This window comes from Micromonospora sp. L32 (genome assembly GCF_052068055.1).
GTDB classification, from domain to species: domain Bacteria; phylum Actinomycetota; class Actinomycetes; order Mycobacteriales; family Micromonosporaceae; genus Micromonospora; species Micromonospora purpureochromogenes.
Genome location: NZ_JBQHDD010000006.1, coordinates 518,180 through 536,765, shown reverse-complemented (window position 1 = coordinate 536,765; position 18,586 = coordinate 518,180). Strand labels below are relative to the sequence as shown.

Here is an 18,586-nt window from a genome sequence, read left to right as displayed (position 1 = left end):
TACTTCACCGTCGACCTCGACAAACTCGCCGCCCGATGCCTGTACCTCGACCGCATCGAGAACACCATCGGCAGGCGGCAAGTGATCACCCGCATCCAAGCGTTCCGCGACGAGCTCCTCAGCGCACGCATCCCCCGCGCGTTTCCCCACTGAACGCCCAGGCGGCGGCAGATCAGTGCACATGATCTTAGGGCCGGGGACTGCGGGCGAGCCACCCAGCCGGACCGTCGATGCGAACCAAGGGCGCAGCCGGTCAAGAGGTGGAACGCCAGCGATCATCACGGTGAACACCCTCGATGCCGTAATACGTCGGCGACCTGGACCACCGCCGACGCCCCCGCTCGATCTGCTGCGGAGTCGCATCACAAAGCCGAACGCTCGCCACAGTAGACACCGGCGCGGCAGGCGGTTCGCCCGGCAGGTGCACGCCCGCGCCGACAACCTGACAAAGCACTACTGGCTTTGCGGAGTTTCCCGCAGGCCTGGGGGTGTCCCGAAGATAGCAAAGGGCGCCCAATGCACTGGATGGGTGTAACCGCTGAGATTTATGTGATCGACGCGGGCGCTGCGCAACGCGTCGACAGGGTGCATTTCATCGTCGATCAGGTAGCGATAAAACATGCGCATGAACTCGCTGGTCGATCTGTCGTTGATCGGCCAGCGGGTCGCCACTACCGCTGAAGCCCCAGCACACAGGAACGCACGAACGAGGCCGATGAACTCGTTTGCCGCATCGGTCGTGCCGAGGCCCGTGTTGCAACCGCTGAGGACCACAGTCCCCGAACGCAGGCGCAGCCGCATGATGTCCGCGACCTCGAGGTTCCGCCCCGGTTCACGGTCTCCACCAGCCAGGGTTATCCGTGCAAAGTCGGGCGCTTCGGGCACAAACGCGGCATGCGAAGCAATGTGAATGATATTCGACGAGGATGCGTACCTCAGCAGATTCTCTTTCGTCGCATCAGGTCCGAGAAGAAGATGCCGGTCCATAAACCGATCAATCACGTCAGCGATCTCCTGTGCCTCCTGTCGTGCGTAGGGCAGGCTGCCATCAGGATCACCTAGCACCAACGCACCTCCGGCGGCGGTCTCCCGACGGTTGAGATAACGACCGACTGACACCGATGGGAGGTATGACACTGCGAACCGGTCAAAGAGGTACGTGCCATCGAAACGATAGGCGTCCAGCGGCACGGAGAACGCCTCCGGTGCCGGCACCACGAGCAGGTACCGAACGGGTCCGAATGACGGGTCTTCGAGAATGGGACGGATCACCAGGTCGCCAAGCTCCTCGGCGATCGTGGCGGCCGTAGAGGCCGGGCTGTGCGACAGGCAGGCATCCCGCAACTTGCGGTCAAGATCGCGAACCTCGTTCATCGCACCATGGCGCGCGATCCGCAACTCGCCGGCCAAAAAGCTGATGCTCGCAAGGTCGCCACCCACGTTCGCGAACTCGATGACGGCGACGTCCTCGGGAACGGCGGAAGCCAGCCAATTGACCTCCACCGGTTCGGTCGATTCGAGTGCACCGAACCGGGGATTCGACTGCTCCAGGTACGCCTGCATGCCCGTCAATTGGCGGCGTGAGCGTTCGAGTTTCCTCGAGACTTCCTTCCTGGCGTTTTCATCCTTTGTGGGGTCAAGCGTAGCGACGATATCGCGCAGCGAACGTACCTGCTGGATCATCGCGCGAAGTGTGTCGCGTACGTCAGGCGATAAAGACTCGAGCGCGATGGTGGAGCCGGACCGCATTTGGTCAACAAGGACTCGTGCGCGTGCTCGCTCGAGTACCGCGAACAGGCGGGACAACCAACGCTGCCGGTCGCCACCTTCGTGTCGCTCCGCCTCGGTGACGGCTAGGTCGACGGCATTGGCTACAAAGGCATCGACACCATCGGTCAGATGCAACCGCACCGCCGCCACGTTCGTCTCCCGGCGAAGTTTCTCGGACCACATCAGTGACTGATCAAACGCCTCCCACGCCTGCTGCACGTCACCTCGGTCCTTGAGTAGCGTTCCCACCTGGCCGTGGCAGACGGTGAGAAGTTGAGGATCCCCGACATCACGAGCAACCGTCAGTGCTTCGAGCGCGTGATCCAATGCGTCGTCGGCATACCCAAGTTTCTCCGCCGCTGCGGCCAGTTGGTGCAACGCCGCGACTTGACCTGCCCGATCGCCGAGTTTCAGGTAAATGGCGTACGCCTCTGTCAGCATGACGCGTGACTCGTAGGGATCCCACATCGAAGCCAGGTTGCACAAGGCCAGAGCCTTCGCGCGCCGATCACCCACTTCCTCGGCGACGTCGAGCGCCCAGGTGAGGTATTTCATGTACAGCAGCGGCTGCCCGAGACTTATGTAGCACATTGCGATGTTGCTCAACAGCACGACCTCGCTGTGGCGCGACGTGGATGAACCCAGGGCGACGAGCCCATGGTGGTAGAACTGCAATGCAAGTTCCATTTGCCCGCCCGCGCTACAGGCATTTGCGCGGCTCAATAAGGCAGCTGCCAGGTCATCGGCGCTCCCGGCAGCGCGTGCCCAAACGATCGCGTCGTCTGCCGCTGTCGCCGCCTCGTCGATCCGGCCGAGCTTCAGAAGGGCAACGCTCCGGCTGTTGTCCAGGCTCGCCCGCCAGTGGGCATGCCTGCCGTCCAGAATATGAAGCGCGCGGTCGAACAACGAGAGCGCCTCCTCACTCTGTCCGCTCTCATCGAGAGCGATGCCGAGCTTGTGCAGCGCGGCGGCAAGCGCGACACTGGGCGGCTCGTTGCGCTCAGCCAGCGCCCGCAGGCTTCGCAGAGCTTCGGTCCGACGATCCATTGCAATGAGGATCTCGGACGCGGCCAGGGTGACGCCCGCAGTCCCCTCGGTTGGGAGCCGGCTTTTCGCTAGAAGGGAAAGGGCGTCCTCATGCCGTCCCGCGCCGAGCGCCGCACTCGCCAGTGCCAACCGGGCGCTGTCACGAATCTCCGAGTCCACTAGGTCTGCGATGCCGAAGACTTCGGCGAGTGCCTCATACGCGGCAGCGTGCGCCCCGGTTCGGGTCGATGCTTCCGCGATCAGTCGCAACAGTCTCGTGCGGGCTTCGCTGCTCACCGCTACGCGCTTTCTGCGCAACTCCATTAAGTGATCGCGAAGCCGCATCAGGGCCACCGGGTGGTACCTCACGGCCTCGAGTTGTCCCGCGAGGACATCGAGTTGTTGATCAATTCCGCCAGGTGCGGCTGCTTGCAAGGAGTTTTCGGCGCCGGTCATGTCAGTCGAGCTCCGCTTTGCCGGCAAGCGCCTGTCGGCACGCGACCAGAAGATCGGCCGCCTGGGGAAAGTCGGGGTCGGCCCGCAGTACTGCGGCGAACTCTTCCGCCGCGCCGCGGAACTCCCCTAGCAGGAACAGACCGGCGGCTCGATTGAATCGGGCAGGCAGGTGATCCGGTCGAAGCTGGAGCGCTCGAGCGAGATAAGTCAGGCCCTCCCGCGTGGACTCCTCACTCTGGTGTGCTTGCAATAGGATTCCGCCCAGATTCATCCAATGCAACGCATCGGCCGGTTCGTGATGGGCTGCCTGGCGATAGCACTCGACGGCGCCAGCGATGTCATTCAGCTGTGTTAGCAGGTAACCCAGGTCATTCCAGATATGCCCGTCCTGCGGCACTGCCGCTAGGTAGCCGCGGACGGCGGCAACCACGCCCTCACGCTGTGCACCTGCCGATGCCAACGACAAACAGGCACGTGCCGACGAGGCACGCTTCGGGTCGAGGTCCAGCGCGACACGATAATGCGAGAGCGCATCGTCCGGGCGGCCGCAACGGGCCGCAGCATCCGCGCGCACTTCCCACGCCAGCGGATCGCGGGGGTTGAGACGGCAGAGATACGTCGCAAGCCGATCCGCGAGCTCTGGGGCGGGCGACCTCGTCACCGCTACGATGGACTTCATCATGGTCAGGCTCAATCCGGCGATCAACTCCGGATCGGGCATGAACGACGGTTCGCCATCGAACGCGCCGAGCAGCAGCTCCGCAGCCTCAGCATGGCGGTTGAGCTGGTTCAGGACCGTTGCCTTGTTCGCCACCGCCTTCGGCCTGCCCGGTTCCAGATCGAGCGCCCGGTCCAGTGCCGCAAGGGCTTCCTCGGGTCGGTGCGCTGAGGCTAGGGCGGAGCCGAGCGCCGATTGGAATTTGGCCGACCGGGGCGCCTTCGCGCAAAGCTCTTCGAGCAACTGCGCCGACCGCTCTGGGTCGCCGAGACGCAGGTAGACCTGGGCACGTGCGAAAGCCATCTCACGATCTCGCGGATTCAGCTCGACCGCCGACTCGTAGAAGGCTCGGGCCGCGTCGAAGTCGCCGTTGCTCTCGGCGGTTAAGCCACGGTCCATCTGCTCAGCAGCTCTCGCAATCTGGTCCTGCTCCTGGCGACCGATGATGATCGGAGCCCGTTCATTGGCCATGCTGGGCGGCAGGTACATGGGGTGTTCCGTCCGGACGGTCGATCGCAGCTCCGGGTCGGTCGCCAGCAGCGCACTCAGCGAGTCGTGATGTCTTCTCGCGAGGTTTTCAAGTCGGGTGTAAAGGCCCTCATCTTGCCACCGATCGATTACGTTCTGCACCCGGGGGTTCGGCTGCAGGGCAGCAAGCAGCCAGTACACGTTGACCGCAGCGGGCACCTGCTCCTCGACGCTGTATCCGTGCAGCACCCCGAAGAAGTCGTCCACGTACTCGGCAGGCAGATCCTCGTCGTGCAAAAAGGAGGACAGCGTCATAGCCATCACAAACAGGCCGCCCGATGTCTGGAGCGGTGGCAAGGTCCGTACCCGCGCGGCGAAGTACTCGAGAGGATTGACGATGTACCGCTTCTGTGCCTTGGCTAGGAAGTCGGTAAAATCGACCGACGTCAGGATAAACATCGTGACACGCCTCCCTTCGCAGGCCAACCTGCCGTGTGTTCAGGGCGAATTGAGCGACCGAAGCGCCTGCGCTACCGCCCGGTCTCGAGAGCGGGCGTCCGAGATGCTATCCACAAGGTTCATCGTCAGACGGAAGCGGCTGAGACGCGCCAGGTCGGCATTAACTCTGTCGAGACGATCATTCGCCTGCTTGTTCAGCCGGAATAGCAGCAACGCCGCAGACTCCGTGACAGCGCTCGCTATCGAGGCAAGCACTCCAGCGGTCACCACGTCGGTCAACACCAGACCAACGCCTGCGAAGACGAGCAGCACACCGACGATCGCCAGCGAGAGCGCGGCATTGAAGGATGCTCGAGCCTGCCTGATCCGCTCGGTGCGGATGTTCTCGGCGATCCCTTCCGCGCTAGTGACGATTTGCTTGCTAAGCGCCCGTTCATCGCCCTCCGTCAGCCCTCCTCGGACCGACTCCAGCAGAGCCGTAAGGCGCCCATGCGGTTCGGCCTCGGCCTGCGGTAGCTTCCGGGAATCAGGCGACAACTCGCCCTGGCCAGGGGATGACCGTGTACCAACTCCACTGTCCAGGATGCGCTTCGCCGGCTCCCAGAGCGCGGCCTGCAGTTCGCTCGACGACAAACGACCGAGTGTCGGGATGAGCAGTACCATGAGGCCGAGCGCGGGCTGCCCCGCCTGAGGTGACGCAACATCACGCTGAGTCATGAAACGTTACGGTACGCGATCAGACACGAGTTCAAAAGGTCCATTCGGATGGGCCTGCAAGCAGCTCCGACAATGCCGAGTGTCGCGGCGGCTAGCCTTGATGTGGCCAGAAGTCCTGGCCGGGCTCTATTGTCGCAGCCCAACCTTGGCGACCCGCCACGAAACCTGCTGTTACCAGTGCGGCAGGCCACCGCTCAAGCAGGCAAGATCGGGTGCGTTGTATTCGGCAAAAGCGCATGCATCGCCATGCCGATGGCGCATCTGATTCGTCACGGAACGTCACGACGGACGCTGTGCATGTTCAGCTGTACCTGGCTGGGCACGTTGGCTCGTACGCCGACAGTGACAGCAGTGGCGGGGTCCGACGGTCATGGTCGGACCCCGCCTTACGGATGTTGTGCAGGTCATGCGGCGGTGGCTGCCGGGGACGCCGTTCGCCTGGGCCGGGTGGTGACGCGGCCGGTGCGGGTGCGAATGCGGTGCAGTGACTGGTTCTGCAGGTACTCGCGGGTCTTGGGGGACACGACGCTGGTGAGCAGTCCCTTGGCCAGGGCGTCGGCGAGGCGTTCGTCGATGCCGTTCATCCGCTTGCGTAGCGCGTCGACGGTGATGCCCAGACGCGCGGCGATGGGCTCGATCGCCCGCTGCCCGAGCCGCAGGTCGATGTAGGGGTCCAGGTCGGTGTGCTCGAGCAGGCCGAGGCGGGCGGCACGGCGAACGAGCAGGTCGGGGTGGCCATAGGGGACGTGCGGGATGCGGGGGCCGTTGAGGTGCTCCACGTGCTCGACCGGCACCGCGGTGCCCGTGCGGCGCAGCAGTTCGTGTCCGGCCCGCCAGCCGGCCATGCACAGCGCCGCGTGCGGGGCAGGCTTGGCCAGGTCGACGCGGTCGCGCAGAGCGGTGAGGAAACCGGTGAGGATCTCCGCGTCGAGGTCGGCGGCGTCACCGGACCAACCGGCGTGCAGTCGGCCGGCGTGGCGGCGTAGCGCGGGCATCGCCATCGCCACCGCCGCGATGACCCAGGACGGTCCGTCTAGGCGGGCGCGGCGGACCAGCTCCCGCCACACCGCGTCACGCGCGGTGTAGGCGCGGGGATGGCGCAGCAGCCAATCCCGCAGCGCAGGGAGTGTCATGACCCCGCCCGGCAAGCCGGTGTCAGGGCCGAGGGTGTCCAGGTCGAGTGTCATCGGGTCGGGGCCGGTGGTCAGCGCCGCGAAAGCGGCGTCGACGGCGTCCAGCGGCGAGTCGGGCCAGTCCGGGTTGGACAGGGTCATGTCCACACACTCCTTGTAGAAGAAGATCGTCGATGACGCGCCGAGGTGGTGCCACCCCCCGGCGCGGAAGACATCGATTGCGCCACGGCGACCTCGCAGACCTCTGACATCCCAGGCCAACGCCCCGATGACACCGTGTCCGCCCGCCGACGCGCCGACCTGACAGACAAAGGCGGCCACCGGCGCCGACTCTGACAGCGGGCTAACAAGCTGGCCTTGACCTGCGCGTTGACACCACCCAGCCCGGTGGTCACACCAGCCGCGCCGGCGGATCTGACAGCCCGGCCGCGCCCGTCAGACGGGTCTGACAGCGGTATGACAACCCCGCCGTGACGCCACGGCGGTGTCTGACAAGCCTGCCGCTGTCAGACGCCGCCACCTGACGGCGGCCCGGTGTCTGTCACGGCGGCACTCCCGGCGGCGAACCGCGATCTGACAGCGGCACCGCCGGATGACACGACGTCGCGGCGCTGTCATCGACAACACTGCCTGACCGCGCCAGACCTGACACACGGGCCCTGGCGCGACGCCGCGCCGGTCTGACAGCGCGGTCCACGCACCAACGTCGTCGGCATCCGTCGTTGCGCCGGGCGGGGATGCCCGGCACCTTCCGTCACGATGAGCGGCGACGATGGCCCCGGGGCGTCGGTCTGACCGCATCGCAGCGCCTGCGGGCGGGGCCGGCACGGTGGTGCTGTCAGACCTCTGTCAGGCCGAGGGGTGTCCGCCAGAGCTGACAAATGCCGGTTTGAGGGGTGTCAGCGCATCACGGCGCGGCGCGGAGCCCACATCCAGATGAGCGAGCACACGCCGCAGCACCATCCGGACCCTGCCCAGCCCGTCGACCCGCACGACGTCGACCCGACCCTGATCGACCTTGTCGCCGGCGACCCGCCCGTGCCGGTCACCGTGTGGCGCACCGCCCGCGGCCCGGCCGACGCCGGCCGCACCATCGGCGCCCGACTGGCCTACCGGCTCGTCGCCGCCTACAGCCGCCCCGGCGAGGCCGTCGTCGACCTCACCGGAGACCACGCCCTGACCGCCGTCTGCGCGGCCGGCGCACGTCGACACCACCCGGGCTGGTTCACCGACGCGTCCAGCCTGATCATCGGACCGGCCACCCCACCGACCCGCCCCGACCCCGCCGCCATGCCCGACGACAGCAGCGGCGACCTGCCAGACATGCGCACGTGGTTCGGCGACGATCTCACCGACCCCGACCTGCCCGCAGACGAGGCCACCACCTACCCCGGTCGCACGTCGCTGGCGGAGGCGACCAGCCTGGTCGTGGCCTGCTGGCCCCTGGACGCGGCCGACGCGACCAACCGGGTCCGGCTGGCGTGGCTGCTGGCCGCGTGCGCGCGCCTGCTGCGCCCCGGCGGCTGCCTCGTCCTCGTCGTCACCGTGCCGGCCAGCATGGTCGGGCCGGAGGACTTCACCCCGGTGGCCACCGCCGCCGCAGCTGCCGGCCTGGGCTACCTGCAGCACATCGTCGCCGTCGCCGCCGACACCGACGGCGACGCCTTCGTCTACCACGTCACCGACGAGGAACTGCTCACCCTCGCCCAGCAGGCCGGCGAGCAGCAGTGGTCGGTGGCGCACCTGCGGGTACACGCCGACCTGCTCGTGTTCAGCCAGCAGCCCGACCAGCCGCGGCGCCCGCGCCGGCAGGAAGGCGGCAACCATGACTGAGCACGAGCACGTCCACCCGGAGCAGAACCGGTGCCACCCCAGCCCACCCGGATGCCTGCATCCCCATCGAACCGCGCCGGACCCCGACGGGCTGTCGGTGTGGGCGACCGCCCAACGCACCGGCCCGGTGCAGCGCCGCGGCCGGTACGTGCCGGAGTCGGTCAAGCACCCCGCCCGGATGCTCCCGGCGATCGCCGCGCACGCCGTGCACGCCTACACCCAGCCCGGGGACCTGGTGCTGGACCCGATGTGTGGGATCGGCACCACCCTCGTTGAGGCCGTCCACGCCGGCCGTGACGCCATCGGGGTGGAGTACGAGTCCCGCTGGTCCGACATCGCGGATGCCAACATCACCCACGCCCACGACCATGGCGCTACCGGCCGGGCCTCGGTGATCCGCGGCGACGCCACCCGGCTGCGGTCCCTACTTCCTGCCGCTCTGACCGGGCAGGTCGCCCTGGTGGTCACCTCACCGCCCTACGGGCCCACCGTTCACGGCCTCGTCCGGCCCGGCGCTGACGGGGTGGCGAAGTTCGACAATGCCTACAACGACGGCACCGACAAAGGAAACCTCGCCTACCGCGACCTCACCGGCCTCACCGACGGCTTCGAACAGATCCTCAGCGGCTGCGCGACCCTGCTACGCGCCGGCGGCACCGTCGTGGTCACCGCCCGCCCCTGGCGCAAGAACAGCCAACTCGTCGACCTGCCCTCCGCCGTCATCGCCGCCGGCGTGCGCGCCGGCCTGACACCGACCGAACGCTGCGTCGCGCTGCTCGCCGCGGTCCGCGACGGGCGCCTCGTCGCCCGGCCGTCGTTCTTCCAACTCCAGGCCGTCCGCAAAGCCCGCACCGCCGGCACCCCACTGCACCTGATCACCCACGAAGACGTCCTGATCTTCAGCAAGGTGCCCGCCTCCGCCAGTTCCGGGGAAGCCTCGTGCGCGCAAGAACCCGTCGGTCCCGCGGGCTCGTCCTGCCAGGTGGCCACCAAGGACGTGGGGCAGGAGGGTTGAGGGCCCTTGCGAACAAGCATGGCTCATCAGGTCGCCACGAATGGTGCCGCGTCATGAGCGACCGGCGACGCACCCGCACCCCCTCATACACCGCCACACCAGCCAAAGCCGCGGCCACACCGCGATGGACCGAGGACGACGTCCGCGCGCTGGGCGTGACCACCGACGTCGTCACCGCCGGACAGATCCTCGGACTGTCCCGCAACACCGCCTACCGCCTCGCCCGCGCTGGAACCTTCCCCGTCCCGGTCATCCAGGCCGGCCACCAGTACCGGATCCCCGTCGCCGGTCTCCTCGCCGCCCTGCACCTCAACGCCACCCCGGCAGCACCCGACGGCGACGACCCGCACCCACCCGCACCGTAGATCCCTACCGCGCACTGACTGCCCGCGACGACTTGATCGTCGCGGGCAGTCGAGCGTGCATGTCGATCGACAAAACCGCTGCCCCGGCAGCCACCAGCCCAACCCACCCGGAGAACCCACCCATGTCGCACGGATCGATCTTCAAACGCTGCGGATGCCGCGACCCGCGCACCCGCAAACCGCTGGGCAACCACTGCCCGAAACTCCGACGCGCCAACCGGTCCTGGAACCCCGACCACGGTCACTGGGCCTACCAACTGGAACTTCCACCCACCGCCGAGGGCCGCCGCCGACAGCTACGCCCCACCGGCTTCGACACCCACACACAAGCCGCCGACGAACTCGACCGCGCCCGACAGTTGCTCGACCTCGCCGGCCGCAACCGCCGCCGCCGCATCGAGATCGGCGACCTGCTCCAAGCCACCCTCCGCGCCGGCGGCACCCTGCCCGACCTCGACACCGTCCGCAACCGGCTCCGCACCGACACCCCACTGGTCGGCGTGCCCACCCTCGCCGACTGGCTGACCACCTGGCTGCAACGCATCACCGTCGACGACAACACCCGACGCGGCTACGAATCCCACGTCCGCGTGCACCTCATCCCACACATCGGCGACGTCGTCCTGGACAAACTGCGCCCCCACCACATCGAAGACCTCATCGACAAGATCAAACAACGCAACGCCGACATCGCCACCGCGAAAGCCAGCCCCGACCCCGACACCCGCGCCAGCGTCCGAGGAGTGCGACCCACCGGACCCGCCACCATCGCCCGCATCCGCGCCACCCTGCGCAAGGCATTCAACGACGCCCTCGCCCGAGAAGTGGTCAGCGGCGTCACGAACCCCGCCACCCTCGTCAAGACCCCCAACGCTCGGGCCAAACCGATCGTGTGGGAACCGGAACGCGTCGACCGGTGGAAGGCCACCGGTAAGGTCCCCGGCCCTGTCATGGTCTGGACCGACGACCTCCTCATCCAGTTCCTGGACTACGCCGCCGACCACGCCCCCGACCTGCACCCCCTACTGCACCTCATGGCCTACCGCGGACCCCGCCGCGGCGAAGCATGCGGCCTCCTCGACGCCGAAGTCCGCCTCGCCAAAGGCGAGGTCAGCATCGTCAACCAGATCGCCACCCACGGCTACGAAACCCACCAAAAACGGCCCAAGAGCAACGCCGGCAACCGCGAGGTCACCCTCGACCCCGACACCGTCGCAGTCCTCACCGCCTACAAAGCCCGCCGCGCCGCCTGGCGCCTCGCCGCCGGAAAAGACTGGCCCGACACCGGACTGTTCTTCGTCCGGCCCGACGGCAACCCATGGCACCCGAGCGCGGTCACCCAACGCTTCCGCCGCCTCGTCAAACAAGCCGGGCTGCCACCCATCCGCCTACACGACCTGCGCCACGGCGCCGCCACCCTCGCCCTCGACGCCGGCATCGACATCAAAGTCGTCTCCGACCAACTCGGCCACTCCACCACCACACTCACCCGCGACACCTACCAAAGCGTCGTCAAGCGGCTGCACCACGAAGCCGCAACCGCCGTCGCCGACCGGATCAAGAACAAGCGGCGCCGTACCGCCTGAGCGACCGACCTGGGTGATGGGTTGAAATATCAGCTCAGGGGCCTGCGGTACTTTCTTCACCAACACCAATCGGTGAACAGGTGAAGTTCCCGCCGCGTTGCCGGACGTCTTCCATGAGGCGAAAACCGGTATCCACATTGGAGGCCATGATTCGATGAGTTCCTACACCATCACAATCGCCGCAGACGATCCCAGCCGAGCGACCACAACCCTGAAGGTCGAGGTAAACGACACCACCCCGCGCATCACCGAACTGGTGGTACGCGCCGGACAGGGGGACGGGCTGACCGCGGGCCAGATCCCCGCGGTCGACTTGGACCTGCTCTTGAGGGCGATCGCGCCCGCCGCCGGTCAGCGGCAGGCGATAGCCACGCCCCCCACCGCCGTACCCGACGAGGCGCCCGCCGCCGGCGGTATGTCCGTTGACGACGGTGAGCCCGCCGCCGAGCGGACGGCGGTCCAGGCCAACGCCTCCACCCTGGGTGCGGATGAGCTGACTACGAGTAATCCTGCGGAAGCTGGTGAGGTAGACGTCGTGGTGCCCAAGCAGGCGTCACCGGCCACCAGGGCAAGCGAGGCGAGAAAGGCCAGCCGGGCGTCGGGCGCTGGCGCGACCCGCAGCCGAGCGGGCAAGCCGAAGACCGCAGCGGGCGCCAAGGCCACGACTACGGCGGCGAAGGCCACGAAGCGGACCGCGAAAGGCGGGTCCTCCGGAGGCGAGGGGCGGGTGTACCGGCGCTCACCGGCCGATCTCGAAGCGGTCTACCAGCAAGCCGGAAGTGCGACTGCCGTCGCCGACCACTACAACGTGCCCCGACACACCGCCCAGGGATGGATCCGCACGCTGCGTCGCCGGCAAGCCGGACCGGCTTCTGAGTAGGGGAGCCAGATACAGGTCAGAAATGGGTGCCGCTTCAAGGCGCAATTCCGTTCAGATAGGGCATCTGTTGAGGCCAGCGTGGTGTGCTGACGGGACGGTGGTTGGCTGGCACGGTGCCCGGGTGTGGCGTCGTTTGGGGTGGAGTCGCCGCCGCGGCCGTGGGGTCGGTTGACTGACCATGTTGGGCTGAGTGTGTTGTCGGCCCGGTTCGATCGTGACGTGCTTGAAGAGGTCCTCAACCGGACCGGGCGGCGGGAGAAGCGCAGCCGGCGGCTGCCCGCGCACGTGATGATCCGTTACGTGATCGCGATGGGGCTGTTCTTCGCCGAGTCCTACGACGAGGTGATGCGATGGCTGGTCGGTGACCTGCGCAAGCTCGGCTCGTGGGCCGATGACTGGCAGGTACCGACCGCTTCGGCGATCACGCAGGCGCGCCAGCGGCTGGGGGCCGAACCGGTGAAGCTGCTGTTCGAGCGGGCGTGCGTGCCGCTGGCCGGTCGTATCAGCGGATCGGCAACTTGTGAAAGCCTCCACCCAGGAATTCTGGCCTACACAACGGCGACCAGCACGCCGACGACTACGGTAACGGCAATCATAAGGTAGGCCAACCACCAAAGCGATCGCTGGTGTGCCCGAGCGGATGCGTTAGCACGGGCCTTCGCGACGAGCGTCCCCACCCGAGGCGGGTGACCGGTAACGAAAGGACTCCCGACAGCATCGAACCCGCGCCAAACATGCCCGCCGTCTCTGGATGGCCGCGCAATTTTCGATTGTGGACGCTCGGCGTCGTGTTGACTTGTACCGACCCGATCTGAAGGAGGCGTTATCCCAGGCGCACGTGTAAATTTCGGCGCGGGCGCGTCAGCTGGAACAGTGGCGCGGCCCACAGGGATCTGGTTTGGGGTGGTGTGGGGTGGTGGGGGGTGCGAGCCCTTTTCCGCTCCTGCCTTGTTGTCTTTGCAATCTGCCCCTCGGGAAGGTTCCGTGGTGCGAGATCCTTCCGCCTGAGGATTCCTCGGGGCTGCAGGCGACTGCGAGCTTCCTTCCGCTCCTGCTTGGGTGTCTCCGCGATCTCCTCCCCGGGAAGGTTCTCCATATTCGGATCCTTCCAGCTCGGGTTTCAAGAGCTCCAATATTTCTCGCATTTGCCGCTCGTGTTGCTGCAGAGTCTCCTGAGCTTGCCGTTCATACAGCTCGATGGACTGCTCGTACAGCTCTAGAACTTCCTGCGTTTGCCGCTCCTGCAGCCTTTTGACTTCCTGCGTCAGTCGGTCGAGCAGCTCCTGTTGCTTGATCGTGAGGGGACTTTGGTCAGCCGAGATGTCGGCCTGCGGTTGCGACGCGTTCTGGCTCGTCAGCAACGGCCGCTCCTGTTCGTCCCGCATGTAGAGAGCAGCCCTCTGTTGCTCCAGCCTGTCGCGCATCTGCCGATCACGCAGCTCCTGGTCCTCGTGAACCTGCGTTAGGTGCTGGTCCAGCGGCATGCCGTGTGGCGCTGGCGGAAAGCCATCACGGCCCAGTTGTTCAATGGTGTGCCGCAGTCCGTCGTGCTGGTAGGGGTCGTACCCAGGTGGCGGGGTGAAGTACTCTCCGGGCATTGCAACCTCCTAAGGCCTAGCCGGCCTTTGACCTCAAGATAGAGGTTCGTTGCAGGCACCGATAGCTCTGGCGAAGTCACATAGGTGATGGATGCTTTGATCCACGGCTGCGGCGACGGGGCTGTCTGTGTCGGCCTATGAGCGGGCTGAGTCACCACCCGAGGAACCGGCGGTGGAGAAGTCCGGCCGCAGCCCAGCCCATGTCCTGGCTCGCGGCCACCAGGCTCGAGCCCATGTACAGAGCGCTCGCTCTCGTTGAGGAGGCGGCCCTTTGCTGGTCGGGGTCCCACCACATTCGGCGCCGTTCCCGCGACTAGCTTAAGTGGCGGTCGCCCTACCCGGGCAGCCCGATCATCGGGACGGACGGCCAACTCCGGCCCAGTTGTGTTGACCGGAATGGTGACCCTCCGGTAGTCAAGGCGTGTCAGCGCGTGTGGGGAGGTCGGGTTGGACGCGGGTCTGGCGGTGCAGTTGGCGACATCGGCGGCGACCACACTGGTTGCGGCGGCCGCTACCGATGCGTGGCGGTCGGCGCGGTCCGGCTTTGCCCGCTTGTTGGGTCGTGGTGATCCGCATGCCGAGGAGGTAGCTGGCAGACGCTTGGACGCGTTGGCCGACGAGGTGGTCGATGCGCCGGCGGACCAGCGCGAGGAGGTACGTCAACAGGCGCTAGCGACCTGGCAGGTGCGCCTGTCTGACCTGCTGGAAGAACGTCCCGAGGATGCTGAGCCGATGCTGGTGCTGCTCGAGGAAGTGCAGACTCGGCTGCCTCCGGTGCAGCAGCAAGGGGTGCAGCACATCACCGCCGCCGCACCCGGTTCTTTCGCACAAGGCGTGATGTTCGGCAACGTCGTCAATCACCCGGTGCCGGTGCGCGACGGCCGGAACGAGGACAGCGACCGGTCGCCGCTGTGAACGTTCCCGTCAGGTGCCGGGGCCAGCAGCCGGGCCACCGGACATGACGCCCACCCGCCACGACCGGCCCGAACCCCCTCGCCAGAACGTCACCGCCACCGGCGGCTTCGCGTACGGGGTGATCGGTGCGGACATCCACGTCTTCGGTGACGGTGTCCCGGTCTACGTCCTGCGCGCTTGGCGGTCGGCTCCGGACGTCGAGCAGGCGTGGTTGCGTGCCCTCCCGAGCCGTATGCTCAATGCCCGGTTCGGTGTCGTCGAGTTCACTGGGCGGCAGGACGAGCTCGCCGATCTGCAGCGGTGGCGGGACAGCGATCCGCGCCTGGCGGTGCGGTGGCTGCACGGGTACGGCGGAGCGGGCAAGACCCGACTCGCCGAGCACCTCGCCGCCGCGTCGGTCGCCGCAGGTTGGAAGGTGGTGGTCGCCGAGCACGGGCCAGGTATGGTGCTGCCGCCGCCCGGCAGCCAGGACCTCGTTGTCGGCGACCACACCGGCGTGCTGCTCGTCGTGGAGTACGCCGACCGCTGGCCTACGTCCCACCTGAAGTGGCTGCTCAGCAACGGGCTCCTGCACCAAGCCGACGTGCCGACCCGGGTTCTCCTGCTCGCGCGCACGCCCGATGCATGGCCGGAGATCCGGGCCTCGCTCGTCCAGTTGCAGGCTGACACGTCGAGCCAGCCACTGGCCGACCTGCCGCCCGACGGCGAAGACCGGCCGCGGATGTTCGCGGTAGCGCGCCGGTCCTTCGCCCGCCTGTATGCCGTCGACCGGCCGGAGGTCATCCAGCCCTCCGCGCCGCTCGACTCGCCGGACCTGGGGCTGACGCTCGCGATACACATCGTGGCGCTGGTCGCCGTCGATGCCCACGTGCACGGCCGCAGGGCGCCTCGGGACTTGGCCGGACTGACCGTCTACCTGCTCGACCGCGAGCATCTGCACTGGGCCAACCTCTACGGGGACCCGACGCATAGGCTCGACGGGCAGCCAGCGATCCGCACACCGCCCCGGTTGATGAACCAGGTGGTCTTCGCAGCCGCCCTGACCGGCGCCGTTACACCGGACGTCGGCACCTCGGTGCTGCACCAACTGCGCCTACCGGCCCCGCTGCAGCAGGCGCTGCGGGACCACGCCGTGTGCTACCCGCCCACAGACGATGGCCGACGCACCGTTCTCGAGCCGCTGTACCCCGACCGCCTGGCCGAGGACTTCCTGGCGCTGACAATGCCCGGGCACGACGCGGACTATCCCGCGCAGGCATGGGCAGCGACGGTCGCCACAGACATCGTGGGCAGCGGAGGGCAGACTGCCTCCGCTCATGCGCCCAGGGCAATAACGTTCCTCGCCTCCGCCGCTGACCGTTGGCCCCACCTCGCGCACGGCTACCTGTACCCGATCGCCCGCAGCGACCCGGCCTGCTTCGTGTCCGCCGGTAGCGCCGCACTGGAGGCGTTGGCGGCGATCGGGGACATCGACGTCGAGGCGCTAGAAGCCGTGGAGCGTCACCTTCCCGCCGACCGCAGCATGGACCTCGACGTCGGCGCCGCGGCGATAGTCATCCGCCTTGCCACGCACCGACTCGCCGTGGAGTCCGACGCAGCGGTCCGGGCCCGACTACTGTTCTCCCTCTCGTGGTCGCTGGGCAGCGTCGGCCGCCACCAGGAGGCGCTCGGGCCGGCGCTAGAGTCGGTAGCCGTGCGCCGTGCGCTGGCCGCTGAGAAGCCGGCGCACCGTTCGACCCTGGCGGTGTCCCTGCACGCGCTGGGTGTGCGGTTCGCCGAGGTGGGCCGGTACGCGGACGCCCTGACCGCCACGGAGGAGGCGGCGGCCATCCGACGGCACCTCGCCACGGCCGGGACGGCGACAGCTCTTGCGGAGCTCGCGGGCACGCTCGGGAATCTCGCCTCGTACCTGTCGGAAGTCGGTCGCCATCGGGACGCACTGCCCCCGCTCAGGGAGGCGGTCGACATCAAACGCCGCCTGACCCGCGACAATCCCGGCGGTCAGACCGCCGATCTGGCGCTGTCCCTGAACAACCTGGGCATGCTGCTGTCCGACCTCGGCTGCGCGCCGGAGGCCCTGAGCGTCGGCCAGGAGGCCGTTGACCTTTACCTTCAGCTGACACAGACGAACCCGGATATGCACCGGCCCGCCTTGGCGGCGGCGCTCGGCAACCTCGGGGTCAGCCTTCACGAATCCGGCCGGGATCAGGAGGCTCTGACCGTCACCATAGAGGCGGTAGCGACCTACCGGACTGCGGCTCGACTCAACGCGGCATACCAGCCGGAACTGGCGGGCATGCTCCGAAACCTCGCGCATCGGCACGCCGACCTCGGACAACCACATGAGGCGCTCGCGGCGAGCGAGGAGTCGGTCAGCATCCGCCGCAGGTTGGCCCGGGCGCTTCCCGCCGCCAACCTGCCGCACCTCGCGAGCGAGCTCAATGGCCATGCTCTGCGGCTAGCCACCGACCGGCAGCACGCGGCGGCGCTGGCGGCCACCGAAGAGGCACTGAAGATTTACCGGTCGCTGATGCGATCTAGTCCGGACGTCTACCGATCGGGCTTCGCGCAAGTGCTCAACAACCTCGGCACCAGACTGTCCGCCGTCGGCCGCCAGGAGGAGGCGCTGACCGCTACCCGCGAGGCATTGGCCGTCCGCCGAACCCTCGCCGACACCGATCCTGAGCTTCACCTGCCCGACGTCGCGGCGTCATTGACGAACCTGAGCATCTGGCACGGAAAACTGGGCCAACGACGGGAGGCGCTGGATTCGGCGCGCGAAGCCGTCCAGATCTATCGCCGGTGCGTAACCACGAATCCGGTCGTCCATCTGCCGAGGTTGGCCACCGCGCTGAACAACCTGAGCGTGACAACGGCGGAGCTCGGCATGTCCGAGGCTGCGCTGCCCCTCATCCAGGAGGCCATCTCCATGCGCCGGCAACTGGCCGACGCCAACCCCGGACGCTACCTCCCCGACCTGGCGAAATCGTTGATGAACCTCGCCATGCGGCTGCGCGAACTCGGTGACCTCGAGGCCTCGATTGAGCCGGCGTCCGAGGCCGTCGAGCTGCGCCGCCGGCTCGCCCGCGCGGATCCGTCCGCCCACCTGCCCGAACTCGCGAACGCACTCAACAATCTCGGCGTCCTACTCGCCGCCACGCCGCACCCCGCCCGCGCGATGGCGCCCGGCGACGAAGCGGTGAAGATCTACCGCCAGCTCGCCGCAAAGGATCCGGAGCTGCACCGGCTCGGCTTCGCCACCGCCGCATGGGTGTACGCCGGCCACTGCCTGAAGGTTGACATGAACCTCGCCGCGGCCCTCTCGGCCCTCCGCGAAGCCAGCGCTCCCCTCCGCAGGCCGGGGCACTGGCAACCGGGCCGGTCCGACGTTCTGCTCCGGGACATGGACCGGACGCGCGACGAGATACACGCCGTGCTGCGCCGTTCAGTCACCTGACCGGCCATCGGCAACCGTCTCGGGCGGCATACCACCGGTGCCTGCCCCGGGTCAGTGGAGGCCTGCGCCGCCCGCTCAACCGGCCTAATCGCCGCCGTCATCTGGCTTCGGTGATCGACAGAACGGGCCCAGAGAGGGCCATACCGCCGAGCGAGGGCAGCGGGCGGCCAGCAGGAAGCGGCCCGGAGCC

The 18,586-nt window shown here is 67.6% G+C and carries 12 protein-coding genes; 8 read left to right on the top strand and 4 right to left on the bottom strand.

The genetic code is table 11. The features are described 5' to 3' along the window. Positions 1–453 precede the first annotated feature (453 nt). From ACTMTB_RS19865 to ACTMTB_RS19850, 4 genes are all read right to left on the bottom strand, one after another. On the bottom strand, positions 454–3,252 hold the full coding sequence (locus ACTMTB_RS19865) for a CHAT domain-containing protein (RefSeq protein ID WP_441147609.1): 2,799 nt from the start codon (positions 3,250–3,252) through the stop codon (positions 454–456). Between the two features lies 1 nt (position 3,253). Further along, a complete protein-coding gene (locus tag ACTMTB_RS19860) occupies positions 3,254–4,897 on the bottom strand; it encodes a tetratricopeptide repeat protein (RefSeq protein WP_441147608.1) in 1,644 nt (547 codons plus the stop codon). A 39-nt stretch (positions 4,898–4,936) separates the two neighbouring features. Further along, complete coding sequence (locus ACTMTB_RS19855) at positions 4,937–5,614, bottom strand: TRADD-N-associated membrane domain-containing protein (protein ID WP_441147606.1); 678 nt, start codon at positions 5,612–5,614, stop codon at positions 4,937–4,939. A 404-nt stretch (positions 5,615–6,018) separates the two neighbouring features. Then, positions 6,019–6,888, bottom strand: coding sequence for a hypothetical protein (locus ACTMTB_RS19850; RefSeq protein ID WP_441147604.1), 870 nt, complete (start codon positions 6,886–6,888; stop codon positions 6,019–6,021). Between the two features lie 795 nt (positions 6,889–7,683). Here ACTMTB_RS19850 and ACTMTB_RS19845 point away from each other — a divergent pair. The 8 genes from ACTMTB_RS19845 to ACTMTB_RS19810 all read left to right on the top strand — a co-directional run bounded on the left by ACTMTB_RS19845 (position 7,684) and on the right by ACTMTB_RS19810 (position 18,396). Next, positions 7,684–8,580: a hypothetical protein gene (locus tag ACTMTB_RS19845; protein ID WP_441147602.1), complete on the top strand. Its 897-nt coding sequence runs from the start codon at positions 7,684–7,686 to the stop codon at positions 8,578–8,580. Further along, positions 8,573–9,595, top strand: coding sequence for a TRM11 family SAM-dependent methyltransferase (locus ACTMTB_RS19840; protein WP_441147600.1), 1,023 nt, complete (start codon positions 8,573–8,575; stop codon positions 9,593–9,595). The genes ACTMTB_RS19845 and ACTMTB_RS19840 overlap by 8 nt, the downstream gene beginning before the upstream one ends. Positions 9,596–9,648: 53 nt before the next feature. Further along, positions 9,649–9,960 carry a helix-turn-helix domain-containing protein gene (locus ACTMTB_RS19835; RefSeq protein WP_441147598.1) on the top strand — a complete coding sequence of 104 codons (312 nt, stop codon included), beginning with the start codon at positions 9,649–9,651 and terminating at the stop codon, positions 9,958–9,960. Positions 9,961–10,082: 122 nt separating this feature from the next. Continuing rightward, positions 10,083–11,546 (top strand): tyrosine-type recombinase/integrase, encoded by a 1,464-nt coding sequence (locus ACTMTB_RS19830; RefSeq protein WP_441147596.1) that lies wholly within the window; start codon positions 10,083–10,085, stop codon positions 11,544–11,546. Positions 11,547–11,700: 154 nt separating this feature from the next. Further along, positions 11,701–12,426: a hypothetical protein gene (locus tag ACTMTB_RS19825; RefSeq protein WP_441147594.1), complete on the top strand. Its 726-nt coding sequence runs from the start codon at positions 11,701–11,703 to the stop codon at positions 12,424–12,426. 123 nt (positions 12,427–12,549) lie between these two features. Beyond that, entirely contained in the window at positions 12,550–13,029 is a 480-nt protein-coding gene (locus ACTMTB_RS19820; RefSeq protein ID WP_441147592.1) for a transposase domain-containing protein, read from the top strand. Between the two features lie 1,442 nt (positions 13,030–14,471). Next, on the top strand, positions 14,472–14,939 hold the full coding sequence (locus tag ACTMTB_RS19815) for a hypothetical protein (protein WP_441147590.1): 468 nt from the start codon (positions 14,472–14,474) through the stop codon (positions 14,937–14,939). Between the two features lie 43 nt (positions 14,940–14,982). Next, on the top strand, positions 14,983–18,396 hold the full coding sequence (locus ACTMTB_RS19810) for a tetratricopeptide repeat protein (RefSeq protein WP_441147588.1): 3,414 nt from the start codon (positions 14,983–14,985) through the stop codon (positions 18,394–18,396). The last annotated feature ends 190 nt before the right edge of the window (positions 18,397–18,586 follow it).

Excerpts from the sequence above, each read along its gene's own strand:
- ACTMTB_RS19850 (WP_441147604.1), bottom strand. The coding sequence starts at position 6,888 with ATGACCCTGTCCAACCCGGACTGGCCCGACTCGCCGCTGGACGCCGTC.
- ACTMTB_RS19860 (WP_441147608.1), bottom strand. The coding sequence starts at position 4,897 with ATGTTTATCCTGACGTCGGTCGATTTTACCGACTTCCTAGCCAAGGCA.
- ACTMTB_RS19845 (WP_441147602.1), top strand. The coding sequence starts at position 7,684 with ATGAGCGAGCACACGCCGCAGCACCATCCGGACCCTGCCCAGCCCGTC.
- ACTMTB_RS19865 (WP_441147609.1), bottom strand. The coding sequence starts at position 3,252 with ATGACCGGCGCCGAAAACTCCTTGCAAGCAGCCGCACCTGGCGGAATT.
- ACTMTB_RS19840 (WP_441147600.1), top strand. The coding sequence starts at position 8,573 with ATGACTGAGCACGAGCACGTCCACCCGGAGCAGAACCGGTGCCACCCC.
- ACTMTB_RS19825 (WP_441147594.1), top strand. The coding sequence starts at position 11,701 with ATGAGTTCCTACACCATCACAATCGCCGCAGACGATCCCAGCCGAGCG.
- ACTMTB_RS19830 (WP_441147596.1), top strand. The coding sequence starts at position 10,083 with ATGTCGCACGGATCGATCTTCAAACGCTGCGGATGCCGCGACCCGCGC.
- ACTMTB_RS19835 (WP_441147598.1), top strand. The coding sequence starts at position 9,649 with ATGAGCGACCGGCGACGCACCCGCACCCCCTCATACACCGCCACACCA.
- ACTMTB_RS19855 (WP_441147606.1), bottom strand. The coding sequence starts at position 5,614 with ATGACTCAGCGTGATGTTGCGTCACCTCAGGCGGGGCAGCCCGCGCTC.
- ACTMTB_RS19810 (WP_441147588.1), top strand. The coding sequence starts at position 14,983 with ATGACGCCCACCCGCCACGACCGGCCCGAACCCCCTCGCCAGAACGTC.